Raw genomic sequence first — 15711 nt, 5'->3', positions numbered from 1 at the left:
TTAAATACCTCCTTCATTAATAAGTGACGTTAATTTTTGGTTAATCATTTCTTCTAATTTATCCTCTGACATTTTTTTTGTTTTCGCTACTAATTCTTGTTCTTCTTTTTCATGATTTTTATTGTTAAGGGATTTTGTTAAATAGTAATTATTACCTTTGTCTCCCTCTAATACTTGCTGAATTAAATAATCTACCAATTCCCGTACCGTAGGATAATCAAAAGCTAAACTAGAAGGAATTGAACAGCTTAAACTACCTTGCAAGCGATTGCGCAACTCTACTGAGGTAAGAGAATCCATCCCCAACTCAAAAAATCCTTGTTCTAAACCAATCGATTGAGCGGAACTTATCCCCAATACTCTCGCCACCTGACTACGCACATGGGCGGTTAATATATCTTTTTGCTCCGATGGTAATGCAGTTTTTAACTGGTCAATAAATTCGGATTTAGATACCTCCGAAGTCTTAATCTTTTCTTGCCACTGAGCTAAAAACGGCCAATTAGAAACTCTAGCAGTCCATTGAGACCAGTTGATCGGTACTACTCCTACTTCTACCGCCTCAGTACTGATCAATAGCTCTAATGCTTCCAACACCCCACCAGGAGAGATCGCACCCATGCCCTTGAGCTCTGCCTTGAGATCTGCACCACGCTCAGCTGCTTCTCCCACTTGAGATACCGCACCCCAATGAATGCTCAATCCATTCAATCCCAGACCTCGACGATAATGGGCTAAACTATCGAGAAAGGCATTAGCCGCAGCATGATTTCCCTGACCGGGGGAACCCAACAGAGATGCCGCCGAAGAAAACAGGACAAAAAAGTCCATTGGCTGGTTTTTGGTTAATTGATGCAAATGCCAAGCTCCTTGGACTTTGGGAGCCATCACTTTCTCAAAGCTAGACCAACTCTGGTTTTGTAGGACTCCATCAGACAACATCCCTGCCGAATGAATGACTCCCCTTAGTGGCAAGGTTGACTGATTGATCTTAGACAACACCCTCTCCATAGCTTCAAATTCAGACACATCAGCTTTTTCCACTACTACAGAGGCTCCCGCTTGTTCTAACTCTGTTAATTTCTTGACAACAGCATGATTCGGGCTACTGCGTCCTACTAAGACTAAATGCTTGGCTCCTTTCTCTACCATCCAACGGGCAACTAGTAAGCCTAATCCTCCTAAACCACCAGTAATCAAATAAGTTCCGTCTTCTGGGAAGTTCAACGGCATTTCAGTGGCGGTATCGGTGGGTTGTTGGCTTTGAGTAACGATAATTTTGCCAATATGTTTGGCTTGCTGCATATAACGAAAGGCGCTGACTACTTCTTCGATAGAGAAGACTGTCAAGGGAGGTGATTTGAGCAAGCCGTTGTCGAACTTGTCAATAATTTCCTCTAACAGAGACTTGATTAATTGAGGTTGGTCTTGAGATACTTTAACTAAATCAACCACTGAATAAGAGATATCTGACCTGAGAGTTGCCATCTCAGTTGATTCCCAAACTCCCCGCTTGGCAATTTCTACAAAACGACCTTGAGGACTTACAACCGATACACTTTTGGCAATAAATTCTCCAGAGGTCAGAGAGTTAAGGACAATATCTACCCCCTTTCCTTGTGTTTTCTCCATGATCTGACCAGCAAACTCTAAGGTACGGGAATTCATAATATGTTTAACTCCCATAGCTTTTAAAGCTTCCCACTTTGTTTGACTAGCAGTAGCAAAAACTTCAGCCCCAGCTTGCTGTGCAATTTGTACTGCTGCCATTCCCGTCCCTCCTGCGGCAGCATGGATTAAAATTTTGTCTCCTGGTGCGATTTTGGCTACATGGTGCAGTGCGTAATAGGCAGTTAAGAAATTAGCTGGAATGGCGGCAGCTTGCTCAAAGCTGAGAAAATCTGGTTTGGGAGCGACCAGTGTAGCACTGGCAGTCACATATTGGCTGAAACTTTCTGGAGCCAGAGCTATCACTGGCTCACCAATTTTGAAGTTTTCTACTCCTTCTCCTACTGCTACAATTTCCCCTGCACATTCACCCCCAAAGCTATCGGACGAGAGTAGGTGCTGCTGAGACATTCCATCTACTTGTTGAGGCAGTAATCCTAAGCTAGCGATCACATCCAAGAAATTAAGTCCTGTGGCGCGAACTCTAATCTCTACTTCTCCTGGTGCGGGTGAACGTCTTGGTGTTGCTTCTAGGGTTAAATTTTCGAGGATACCCCTTGAGGTAATTGTCAGTCGGAATGGCTGGGATGGCATTTTCAACAGTTGTGTTTCTGTTGCTATTGCCAATGGAGTGGGTATTAACCTTGGCACATAGCGACTGTCTTTTCTTAGAGCCACTTGATCTTCAAGAGATTCTGACCAAATTTCTGCCCATAGTGCTTCAGCTTTCTCTTTTAGCCTTTGATTGGGGTCTAAATCGATGCGAACACAGTTAAGTTCCGGGTGTTCCAAACTGATTACTTTTCCCATGCCCCACACTGAAGATTGAGCCACACCGGAAACCACTGGATTCTTTGCAGGGACAGGTTGAGCACCTTGGGTAACTATCCATAATCTTGGTGGTTGGGATAAGTCGGCTTTCACTAATGCCTGTACTAAGGATAAGGTGGTTCCACAACCAATCTGGGATAATCGTTCTAATTCTGCCCCAGTTAAGTTTTTCTGGTCTCCTACTTCTAAACTCCAACACTGGACAACCCCATCTAAATTTTTTGAGTCGGCGGTTAGAAGTTGCACCAGTCGCTGATAGTCTTCTGGTTGATCACGATTAATCCTAAATTCATAGTCTGTGACTTGTTGATAGGTTTCTCCTGCATAGACTAAGGTACATCTTTCTCCTTGAGCACGCAGTTGATGGGCTAAGTGTTGAGCTACTTGCTCAATGTCTGCTAAAATCAACCAATTTCGGGAGTCTGATGAAGTGGCAGCGGTTAAGGTTTCCTCAGCTTGGGCAACAATCAGCGCCTGTTGAGAAAGAACCTCTGAACTATCTTGAGACTCTGGCACAGTTACCACTAATGAAAAACCACTTTTTGCCAGTAACTTTTGCCACTGTGATACACCCAGAAGGGGATAGTCCGGGCGGATTTCCCAATCCCTAAATTTCCACCATCCTTCTAAGAGTCCGAAAATTAAGTCTACCCATCTTTGAGGAGTTGTTGCTTCTAACAACACCAAGATTCCCCCAGGGGTTAATAATTGCCGCACATGGGATAGGGTTTCCTCTAAGAAAGTGGTGGCGTGCAGGACATTAGCCGCGATAATTAGGTCGTATTGATCGGCAATAAATCCTTGAGTAGTTGGGTCTTGTTCTATGTCGAGGGTTTGATAAGTAACAAAGGGATAATCCCGGAATTTTTCTTGGGCTTTGGTGGTAAATAAAGTACCAATATCCGTGAACACATATTCACTAAGGTCCGGTGGCAAATGGGGGAGAATATAGCTAGTTGTTCCTCCTGTGCCTGCACCTAGTTCTAATAGTCTTACTCCTCGCTGTGGTGGTAACTTCTCCAAGGCGGTGGCGATCGCTTTTTCGACTAAGCTATTCATCACCTTTGCCCCGGGAGAGTTTTGATAGAGTTGGGTTGCAGTCGTTAAATCCCCTTCCGGAAATACTAATTGTACTGGGTCTATCGCTCCTCTGAAGACCCCACTCAATTGGGATGCACAACGGTTGAGCAGGGTGAGTTCAGCTTGAGCTTGGGGATATTGACTTAGTAGCTTCTTAGTTTTTTCTGTGGGGTTGGTTTCTCCAAATTCTTGCTGTACTTGCCATTGGTCTTCAGTTTTCTTGAGGATGCCAACTTCCTTGAGCATTTCTAGCAGACGGCTGAATAGTCGGTGATGGCTTGGTACGATTCTTAAGTGTTGTATCCCTTCAATGGCACTAAAGTTTTTTCCGACAGGGTAAGACCAACCCATTTCCCGAAAAGCTTGTAAGACAAACTCCACACTCAAGTCTTCTAACTCGGCTATGAGTTGACCATAGTTATCATTATCTGTTTGAGAACTTAATTGAGAAAAGGTTGGCTTCAGTTTTTGACTAATTTCCACTAGAGAGGGCAGATAAGTCGGGGGTAGTAATCGCCCAAAACGTGCTTGCGGTCGCCATTGGACTTCGTACAGAGAATTGCTAATGGATGGCGCTTCAGTTCCTAGTAAGCTTTCAGGGGTAGCTAGTTTGACTCGTAAGCCAAATAGGGTGGCCAGGATTTCTCCTGTGCCATTGACCAGGGTGAGAGTAGCTGTCCAATTGTTTTGACTTTCAATGGTCACTGAGGCCATTGCCCATAACCACAGCCCCGGACTACTATATACTTTTAATTGCTCGATTCCTACTGGCAGATAAGTTTGGTTGGTGTTGGTTTGGGGTAGTGCATGGATCACCACCTGTAGCGCCCCATCTAATAAAGCCGGATGGAACTGATACTCTGTGGCTTCTGCTACCAAATCTGGAGATAACTCAATCTTTCCTATGGCTTGGTTTGAGCCTTTCCATAACTGTTGGATTCCTTGGAAACTGCTGCCGTAGTTAATCCCTCTTTGTCGATAGTGTTGATAATGGTCTGGGATTTCTATGGGTTGATTACACTGGTTTAAGTATTTGTCTAGGTCAACAGTGACAACATCAGTTTCTCTTTCTGCGGCTCGAATTTTTCCCTTGGCATGAAGTATCCACTGGGGTTGGTCTTGGTTCGGCTGTAGCTGTTGAGTAAATACTTGCCATTGGTAGGTTTGGTTTTCTGATGGGGTTAGTATAGTCTGAACTGAAATGATTTCTCCTTCTGGTAAAATCAATCCGGTTTGGATGACTAGGTCTTCTACTACTAGATTATTAGTTTTAAACCGGTTTACTCCTGCCGCTAGAGCTATTTCTAGATAGGCGGTTGTGGGGAATAGCGCCCGTTCAAATACTCGGTGGTGCTTGAGGTAGCCTGGTTCATCTTCTGCTAATAAAGATTCAAATTGAACTTGTTGTGGCTGACCGGCACAATAGAACCTTTTACCCAGTAAGGGGTGGAGAGTTTTTTCGGTTGATAAATACTTTTTTTTGCGGTTACTCTTATTACTTTCTATCCAATACCGTTGTCGTTGGAATGGATATGTTGGCAATACTACTTTCTGACGGCTATAGTCTCGGTCAAACCCTGACCAATCTACCTTGACTCCCTGGACATATAACTGTCCTAAACTTGATAGCATTTGCTGCCATTCATCCACTCCAGGACGTAACGACGGTAACCAAATACCGAACTCTTCTGGTAGACATTGACGCCCCATGCCTAATAATATTGGTTTTGCTCCTATTTCTAGGAATACTTCCAAGCCTTGTTGTTGCAGGGAAACCATACTAGCAGCAAACTTGACAGGTTGGCGTATATGATTTACCCAATAGTTAGCTGTGGCAATACTCTTGTCTACTTTTGTTCCTGTAACATTTGATATTAGTGGTATTTTTGGGTGATAGTAGGTGATTTGATGGGCTACTGCTTCAAATTCTGCCAACATCGGTTCCATCAATGGTGAATGGAAGGCGTGGGATACTTGTAGTCTTTTGGTTTTGATTCCCTGAGCTTCTAATTTGTCACAAATAACACCAATGTCTTCACTGGCTCCAGAAATTACCACACTTAATGGACCATTAATAGCAGCAATCGCTACTTTATCTGTGTAGGTCTTAAGGAACTGACGCACTTTTAACTCCGATGTCATCACCGACACCATCTCACCCTCACAGGGCAACTGTTGCATCAACCTTCCCCGAGTGGCAATTAATTTTAAACCGTCTTCTAAACTAAATACTCCTGCTACGGTTGCTGCTACATATTCCCCTACACTATGCCCCATCACTACATCTGGGTTGATGCCCCAGGATTCCCAGAGTTTAAATAGGGCATATTCAATGGCAAATAGGGCTGGTTGAGTATAAGCAGTTTGGTTAATATCTGAAGTCTTTAGGTCTTGAGGCTGTTGAGGATAAATAACTTCCTTGAGCGGTTTTTCTAAATAGGACTGTAGGATTTGGTGACATTGGTCTAAGGCTTGACGGAAGATCGGCTCAGTGTCATAGAGTTGTCTGCCCATGTTGACATACTGAGAACCTTGACCCGTAAACAGGAACGCCATTTTGGGTGAACTGTTACTATTGGGGATGTGTCCGGTAAATACAGCGGAAATATCCTCTGTTGCTCTTGCCTTTGCCAGTTTTTCAGCTAACTCCTGCTGATTAGATGCGATAATTGCTAATCGATGCTGGAAGTGGGAGCGCCCTGTATTAGCAGTAAAACAGATATCTGCCAGATTAGCAGTGCCATTGTTCTCTAAAAATTCTTGATACTTCTGCACCAGTGCCCATAAAGCCAAGTCATCTTTAGTCGAGAGGGTGAATAGATGAACAGGACGTTCCCTACTGGGGTCTGATAAGTGCTCAGTGTTAACTGAACTTGGGGCTTCTTCTAGGATGACATGGGCATTAGTGCCACTGAAACCAAAGGAACTAAGGCCAGCTAGACGAGGTTTATCTTCTATCTGCCAAGGAGTACCATCAGTCGGTACTAATACCGGTAATTGCTTCCAATTAATATAAGGATTGGGCTGGTGAAAATGGAGATGGGGGGCAATCTGTTGATGTTGCAACTGCAATACTACTTTGATTAACCCCGCTATGCCCGCTGCTGCTTCCAGGTGTCCGATATTCGTCTTGACAGAACCGATGATCATCGGTTGTTGTGATGAGTGTGATTCTCCAAATACATTCCCTAAAGCAGTGACCTCAATCGGATCTCCTAAAGATGTCCCGGTGCCATGGGCTTCTATATAGCTGACTTGCTGTGGCTGTACTCCTGAATTTTTTAAGGCTTGACGGATTACTGACTCTTGAGAAGGACCATTCGGTACCGTTAAACCACTAGTATGGCCATCCTGATTAATCGCCGTTCCTCGAATGACGGCCAAGATATTATCCCCATCTGCCACGGCATCCGAGAATCGCTTGAGCACTACTACCCCACAGCCCTCACTGCGAACAAAACCATCTGCCCCCGCGTCAAAAGTCTTGCAGCGTCCATCAGCAGAAAGCATTCTCGCCCTGGAAAAATTGATGGTATATTCTGGGGAAATAATCCGATTAACCCCTCCTGCTAGAGCTAAAGTGCATTCTTGGTTACGCAGACTGGCACAGGCTAAATGAAGGCTGACTAAGGAAGAAGAACAAGCCGTATCTACAGCTATTGAAGGCCCAGTTAGTCCGAGAAAATAAGAAAGTCTGCCAGTAGCGGTACTGTGGGCATTACCCTGGGCTAAATAGGCATCAATTTCTGTAAGATCACGACTAGTTAAACGTTGACTATAGTCATTACTACAGATGCCCATAAATACACCCGTTTGAGTTTTGGCGAGTTGTTGAGGAGCGATCGCTGCATGCTCAAGGGCTTCCCAACTTACTTCCAAGAGTAGACGTTGTTGAGGGTCAAGGGAAATTGCTTCAATAGGAGCAATATTAAAGAAGTGGGAGTCAAACTCTTGTAGTTGACCGACAAAGCCACCATAACGAGTGTACATTTTCCCTGGGGTTTCTGGGTTAGGATCGTAGTACTGCTCGATGTTCCATCGCTCAGAAGGAATTTCACTAATGGCATCTATGCCTTGAGATAAGAGAGTCCAGAAGGATTCGGGGTTATCTGCTCCCCCAGGGAAACGACATCCCATCCCGATAATGGCGATTGATTCAAATTGGTTTTTACTTTTAAAACCTTCAAGTTCTTTTTCTAGGTTGGCTATCTTTTCAGATGCCATTTTTATCAATTTTCCGTAAGATTGTTCTAGGTTATTACTCATTGAAATCCCTCCAAGTCTAATCCTAATTGTTTGGCTAGTTTTTGAGCACTTTCTTCTATTCGTTCAGTCTCTTCTATTTCCACTAATACTTGCTGAATTAAATAATCTACCAATTCCCGTACCGTAGGATAATCAAAAGCTAAACTAGAAGGAATTGAACAGCTTAAACTACCTTGCAAGCGATTGCGCAACTCTACTGAGGTAAGAGAATCCATCCCCAACTCAAAAAATCCTTGTTCTAAACCAATCGATTGAGCGGAACTTATCCCCAATACTCTCGCCACCTGACTACGCACATGGGCGGTTAATATATCTTTTTGCTCCGATGGTAATGCAGTTTTTAACTGGTCAATAAATTCGGATTTAGATACCTCCGAAGTCTTAATCTTTTCTTGCCACTGAGCTAAAAACGGCCAATTAGAAACTCTAGCAGTCCATTGAGACCAGTTGATCGGTACTACTCCTACTTCTACCGCCTCAGTACTGATCAATAGCTCTAATGCTTCCAACACCCCACCAGGAGAGATCGCACCCATGCCCTTGAGCTCTGCCTTGAGATCTGCACCACGCTCAGCTGCTTCTCCCACTTGAGATACCGCACCCCAATGAATGCTCAATCCATTCAATCCCAGACCTCGACGATAATGGGCTAAACTATCGAGAAAGGCATTAGCCGCAGCATGATTTCCCTGACCGGGGGAACCCAACAGAGATGCCGCCGAAGAAAACAGGACAAAAAAGTCCATTGGCTGGTTTTTGGTTAATTGATGCAAATGCCAAGCTCCTTGGACTTTGGGAGCCATCACTTTCTCAAAGCTAGACCAACTCTGGTTTTGTAGGACTCCATCAGACAACATCCCTGCCGAATGAATGACTCCCCTTAGTGGCAAGGTTGACTGATTGATCTTAGACAACACCCTCTCCATAGCTTCAAATTCAGACACATCAGCTTTTTCCACTACTACAGAGGCTCCCGCTTGTTCTAACTCTGTTAATTTCTTGACAACAGCATGATTCGGGCTACTGCGTCCTACTAAGACTAAATGCTTGGCTCCTTTCTCTACCATCCAACGGGCAACTAGTAAGCCTAATCCTCCTAAACCACCAGTAATCAAATAAGTTCCGTCTTCTGGGAAGTTCAACGGCATTTCAGTGGCGGTATCGGTGGGTTGTTGGCTTTGAGTAACGATAATTTTGCCAATATGTTTGGCTTGCTGCATATAACGAAAGGCGCTGACTACTTCTTCGATAGAGAAGACTGTCAAGGGAGGTGATTTGAGCAAGCCGTTGTCGAACTTGTCAATAATTTCCTCTAACAGAGACTTGATTAATTGAGGTTGGTCTTGAGATACTTTAACTAAATCAACCACTGAATAAGAGATATCTGACCTGAGAGTTGCCATCTCAGTTGATTCCCAAACTCCCCGCTTGGCAATTTCTACAAAACGACCTTGAGGACTTACAACCGATACACTTTTGGCAATAAATTCTCCAGAGGTCAGAGAGTTAAGGACAATATCTACCCCCTTTCCTTGTGTTTTCTCCATGATCTGACCAGCAAACTCTAAGGTACGGGAATTCATAATATGTTTAACTCCCATAGCTTTTAAAGCTTCCCACTTTGTTTGACTAGCAGTAGCAAAAACTTCAGCCCCAGCTTGCTGTGCAATTTGTACTGCTGCCATTCCCGTCCCTCCTGCGGCAGCATGGATTAAAATTTTGTCTCCTGGTGCGATTTTGGCTACATGGTGCAGTGCGTAATAGGCAGTTAAGAAATTAGCTGGAATGGCGGCAGCTTGCTCAAAGCTGAGAAAATCTGGTTTGGGAGCGACCAGTGTAGCACTGGCAGTCACATATTGGCTGAAACTTTCTGGAGCCAGAGCTATCACTGGCTCACCAATTTTGAAGTTTTCTACTCCTTCTCCTACTGCTACAATTTCCCCTGCACATTCACCCCCAAAGCTATCGGACGAGAGTAGGTGCTGCTGAGACATTCCATCTACTTGTTGAGGCAGTAATCCTAAGCTAGCGATCACATCCAAGAAATTAAGTCCTGTGGCGCGAACTCTAATCTCTACTTCTCCTGGTGCGGGTGAACGTCTTGGTGTTGCTTCTAGGGTTAAATTTTCGAGGATACCCCTTGAGGTAATTGTCAGTCGGAATGGCTGGGATGGCATTTTCAACAGTTGTGTTTCTGTTGCTATTGCCAATGGAGTGGGTATTAACCTTGGCACATAGCGACTGTCTTTTCTTAGAGCCACTTGATCTTCAAGAGATTCTGACCAAATTTCTGCCCATAGTGCTTCAGCTTTCTCTTTTAGCCTTTGATTGGGGTCTAAATCGATGCGAACACAGTTAAGTTCCGGGTGTTCCAAACTGATTACTTTTCCCATGCCCCACACTGAAGATTGAGCCACACCGGAAACCACTGGATTCTTTGCAGGGACAGGTTGAGCACCTTGGGTAACTATCCATAATCTTGGTGGTTGGGATAAGTCGGCTTTCACTAATGCCTGTACTAAGGATAAGGTGGTTCCACAACCAATCTGGGATAATCGTTCTAATTCTGCCCCAGTTAAGTTTTTCTGGTCTCCTACTTCTAAACTCCAACACTGGACAACCCCATCTAAATTTTTTGAGTCGGCGGTTAGAAGTTGCACCAGTCGCTGATAGTCTTCTGGTTGATCACGATTAATCCTAAATTCATAGTCTGTGACTTGTTGATAGGTTTCTCCTGCATAGACTAAGGTACATCTTTCTCCTTGAGCACGCAGTTGATGGGCTAAGTGTTGAGCTACTTGCTCAATGTCTGCTAAAATCAACCAATTTCGGGAGTCTGATGAAGTGGCAGCGGTTAAGGTTTCCTCAGCTTGGGCAACAATCAGCGCCTGTTGAGAAAGAACCTCTGAACTATCTTGAGACTCTGGCACAGTTACCACTAATGAAAAACCACTTTTTGCCAGTAACTTTTGCCACTGTGATACACCCAGAAGGGGATAGTCCGGGCGGATTTCCCAATCCCTAAATTTCCACCATCCTTCTAAGAGTCCGAAAATTAAGTCTACCCATCTTTGAGGAGTTGTTGCTTCTAACAACACCAAGATTCCCCCAGGGGTTAATAATTGCCGCACATGGGATAGGGTTTCCTCTAAGAAAGTGGTGGCGTGCAGGACATTAGCCGCGATAATTAGGTCGTATTGATCGGCAATAAATCCTTGAGTAGTTGGGTCTTGTTCTATGTCGAGGGTTTGATAAGTAACAAAGGGATAATCCCGGAATTTTTCTTGGGCTTTGGTGGTAAATAAAGTACCAATATCCGTGAACACATATTCACTAAGGTCCGGTGGCAAATGGGGGAGAATATAGCTAGTTGTTCCTCCTGTGCCTGCACCTAGTTCTAATAGTCTTACTCCTCGCTGTGGTGGTAACTTCTCCAAGGCGGTGGCGATCGCTTTTTCGACTAAGCTATTCATCACCTTCGCTGCGGGAGAGTCTTGATAGAGTTGGGTTGCAGTCGTTAAATCCCCTTCCGGAAATACTAATTGTACTGGGTCTATTGCTCCTCTCAATACGGCACTCAATTGGGATGCACAACGGTTGAGCAGGGTGAGTTCAGCTTGAGCTTGGGGATATTGACTTAGTAGCGTTTTTGTTTTTTCTTTGAGGTTGGTAACTCCAAATTCTTGCTGTACTTGCCATTGGTCTTCAGTTTTCTTGAGGATGCCAACTTCCTTGAGCATTTCTAGCAGACGGCTGAATAGTCGGTGATGGCTTGGTACGATTCTTAAGTGTTGTATCCCTTCAATGGCACTAAAGTTTTTTCCGACAGGGTAAGACCAACCCATTTCCCGAAAAGCTTGTAAGACAAACTCCACACTCAAGTCTTCTAACTCGGCTATGAGTTGACCATAGTTATCATTATCTGTTTGAGAACTTAATTGAGAAAAGGTTGGCTTCAGTTTTTGACTAATTTCCACTAGAGAGGGCAGATAAGTCGGGGGTAGTAATCGCCCAAAACGTGCTTGCGGTCGCCATTGGACTTCGTACAGAGAATTGCTAATGGATGGCGCTTCAGTTCCTAGTAAGCTTTCAGGGGTAGCTAGTTTGACTCGTAAGCCAAATAGGGTGGCCAGGATTTCTCCTGTGCCATTGACCAGGGTGAGAGTAGCTGTCCAATTGTTTTGACTTTCAATGGTCACTGAGGCCATTGCCCATAACCACAGCCCCGGACTACTATATACTTTTAATTGCTCGATTCCTACTGGCAGATAAGTTTGGTTGGTGTTGGTTTGGGGTAGTGCATGGATCACCACCTGTAGCGCCCCATCTAATAAAGCCGGATGGAACTGATACTCTGTGGCTTCTGCTACCAAATCTGGAGATAACTCAATCTTTCCTATGGCTTGGTTTGAGCCTTTCCATAACTGTTGGATTCCTTGGAAACTGCTGCCGTAGTTAATCCCTCTTTGTCGATAGTGTTGATAATGGTCTGGGATTTCTATGGGTTGATTACACTGGTTTAAGTATTTGTCTAGGTCAACAGTGACAACATCAGTTTCTCTTTCTGCGGCTCGAATTTTTCCCTTGGCATGAAGTATCCACTGGGGTTGGTCTTGGTTCGGCTGTAGCTGTTGAGTAAATACTTGCCATTGGTAGGTTTGGTTTTCTGATGGGGTTAGTATAGTCTGAACTGAAATGATTTCTCCTTCTGGTAAAATCAATCCGGTTTGGATGACTAGGTCTTCTACTACTAGATTATTAGTTTTAAACCGGTTTACTCCTGCCGCTAGAGCTATTTCTAGATAGGCGGTTGTGGGGAATAGCGCCCGTTCAAATACTCGGTGGTGCTTGAGGTAGCCTGGTTCATCTTCTGCTAATAAAGATTCAAATTGAACTTGTTGTGGCTGACCGGCACAATAGAACCTTTTACCCAGTAAGGGGTGGAGAGTTTTTTCGGTTGATAAATACTTTTTTTTGCGGTTACTCTTATTACTTTCTATCCAATACCGTTGTCGTTGGAATGGATATGTTGGCAATACTACTTTCTGACGGCTATAGTCTCGGTCAAACCCTGACCAATCTACCTTGACTCCCTGGACATATAACTGTCCTAAACTTGATAGCATTTGCTGCCATTCATCCACTCCAGGACGTAACGACGGTAACCAAATACCGAACTCTTCTGGTAGACATTGACGCCCCATGCCTAATAATATTGGTTTTGCTCCTATTTCCAAGAATACCTTATAACCTTCCTCATCCAGAGTTTTCATACTCTGAGCAAAGTTCACTGGTTGTCGGACATGATTTACCCAATATTTAGCTGTAGTCATTTCTGAACTCACCTTTTGACCAGTCACATTAGAAATGAGTGGTATCCGAGGCTGACTATAGGTGATTTCTTCAGCTACTGCTTCAAACTCTGCCAACATTGGCTCCATTAACGGGGAATGAAAAGCATGGGACACCTGTAAATGTTTGGTCTTCACTCCCTTTGTTTCTAACTTTATGCAAATACTTGCTATAGCTTCACTTTCACCAGAAATTACTATACTTAATGGTCCATTAATTGCTGCTATTGCCACTTGGGAACTATATTCTCCTGTAGCTTCTGTCACCTGAGATTCTGATGCCATGACAGATACCATTTCACCATCGGGGGGCAACTGCTGCATTAAGCGCCCCCGCATGGCAATTAATTTCAGACCATCTTCTAAACTGAAAATTCCTGCTACTGTTGCTGCTACATACTCTCCTACACTGTGACCCATGACTACACTTGGTTTGATTCCCCAAGATTCCCATAACTTGAACAAAGCATACTCTACAGCAAATAGAGCAGGTTGGGTATAAGCAGTTTGGTTTAATAGAGATGAGTGGGATTCGTCTTCCTTGACAGGATAGAAAATTTCTTTGAGGGAGGTTGTCTGGAATTTACCTAATATTTCGTCACATCTGTCAATAGCTTCTCGGAATACTGATGATTCCTCATATAGTTCCTTCCCCATATTTACATATTGAGAACCTTGCCCTGTGAATAAAAAGGCTATTTTTGGTGTAGTGCTATTTTTAGGAAGTTCACCAGAGCAGATTCCTACTACTTCCTCACCTGCTTTGTATTGTAGGAGTTTTTCTACTAATTCTTGTTGTTTAGAGGCAATGACTGCTAGTCTATGGTTAAAGTGAGTACGTCCGATATTAGCTGTGTAGCAAATATCCCCCAACTTCCTGTCATTTTTTTCTTCTTCTAGATAATTTTGATAACGAACGATCAACTCAGAAAGTGCTTTTTCTGTTTGTGCTGAGAGAGTTAGTAAATGCAACGAAGGTTCTAAATTATTTTCCTCTTGCAGAGGAGCTATGCTATCATTATTATTTTTTAGTTTTGACTGTGTGGAAACCCCAGGATTACGCACTCCCTTTTGAATTTTGACTTGAACTGGTGCTTCTTCTATGACTATGTGAGCGTTAACACCCCCTATTCCAAAAGAGCTAACTCCTGCTCGTCTAGGAATTTCTTCCCCTGATTCTGTTTTTAACTTTTTCCATTCTTGAGTTTGGTCAATTATGTAAAATGGACTATCTTTTAAATTAATGCGTGGATTTAATTCTTTAAAGTTGACAATAGTAGGCAATTTTTTATGCTTCATTGCCAAGAGGACTTTAATCACTCCAGCAATTCCCGCAGCTCCTTCCAAATGTCCAATATTACTTTTCAATGCCCCCAAACCACAATAGGATTTTTCTGACTTTCCTAACCCATATTGCTGATGTAGTTGTTTAAATCCTCGCTTGAGAGCATTAATTTCAATCGGGTCTCCCAAGGGTGTACCCGTGCCATGAGCTTCTATATAAGATACTGTATTGGGTGGAATATTAGCTTTAGTATAGGCAGAACGCAGCACTTGAGATTGAGCATAAACATTGGGAGATGTTAAGGTTCTAGCTCTACCTCCATGATTGATTGCACTCCCTTTGATTACACCATAAATGCGATCGCGATCTTTTATTGCTTTGTCCAATGGCTTTAATAATATTACTCCCGCCCCCTCTCCTCGAACATAACCATCGGCAGAGCTGTCAAAGGTTTTGCATTGCCCAGTGGGGGATAACATCCCTTGTTGACTCATTTGAATGTATCTTGTTGGTGTACAACAAACACTTACCCCTCCCACAAGTGCAGTTTGACATTCCGATTCTTTGAGGCTATTAAGGGCATAATGAATCGCTACCAGAGAACTAGAACAAGCTGTGTCTATTGGGATGCTTGGGCCATTAAAATTAAAATAGGAAGAGATGCGATTGGGAATCATACAAGTCCAAGTACCTGTACCACTATGTCCGTTAGTATTTTCTTCGTCTCGATGCTGTAACTGATCGTAATCGTAATTGCAGACTCCAATAAAAACACCTACTTTACTTCCTGATAATTGAGATGGTGAATACCCAGCATCTTCGATACAAGACCAGCTCAACTCCAGCATAATTCTCTGTTGAGGGTCCATTCTTGTTGCTTCTCTGGGGGATATACCAAAGAATTGAGCATCAAACTGGTCTACCCCTTCTATCAGTCCTCCCCATTTACTAATAGTTTTATTGGGTGTTTCAGGATTGGGAGAATAATACTTTTCTATTGCCCACCTTTGGGAAGGAATTTCACTAATACTATTTATTCCTTGTTCCAGATTTTGCCAAAACTGTTTGTAGTCATTTGATCCGGGAAATCGACAAGCCATACCAATAATGGCTATTAGATTACTCTGGTATTCCTGATTCATAATGACCTCTACACTCACGATTTTTGATCAAGACATTTTTTTTTAAATTTTTGATCGAATACCTGAACATGATGTTGAATCATCATTG

At 43.4% G+C, this 15711-nt stretch carries 2 protein-coding genes; both read right to left on the bottom strand.

What is annotated here, in order from left to right; genetic code table 11:
• Positions 1–7845 carry a type I polyketide synthase gene (locus tag BJP34_RS05260; protein ID WP_083305010.1) on the bottom strand — a complete coding sequence of 2615 codons (7845 nt, stop codon included), beginning with the start codon at positions 7843–7845 and terminating at the stop codon, positions 1–3.
• On the bottom strand, positions 7842–15623 hold the full coding sequence (locus BJP34_RS05255) for a type I polyketide synthase (RefSeq protein WP_083305009.1): 7782 nt from the start codon (positions 15621–15623) through the stop codon (positions 7842–7844). Before BJP34_RS05255 ends, BJP34_RS05260 begins: the two co-directional genes overlap by 4 nt.
• Positions 15624–15711: the final 88 nt, after the last annotated feature.

It is taken from the genome of Moorena producens PAL-8-15-08-1, assembly GCF_001767235.1.
Lineage (GTDB): Bacteria > Cyanobacteriota > Cyanobacteriia > Cyanobacteriales > Coleofasciculaceae > Moorena > Moorena producens_A.
Note: the sequence above shows the minus strand (reverse complement) of the source record. Positions and strands in the feature narration are given on the sequence as shown.

Bases quoted from the DNA above. Each gene is read 5' to 3' on its own strand.
- BJP34_RS05260 (WP_083305010.1), bottom strand. From the start codon at position 7,845: ATGAGTAATAACCTAGAACAATCTTACGGAAAATTGATAAAAATGGCA.
- BJP34_RS05255 (WP_083305009.1), bottom strand. From the start codon at position 15,623: ATGAATCAGGAATACCAGAGTAATCTAATAGCCATTATTGGTATGGCT.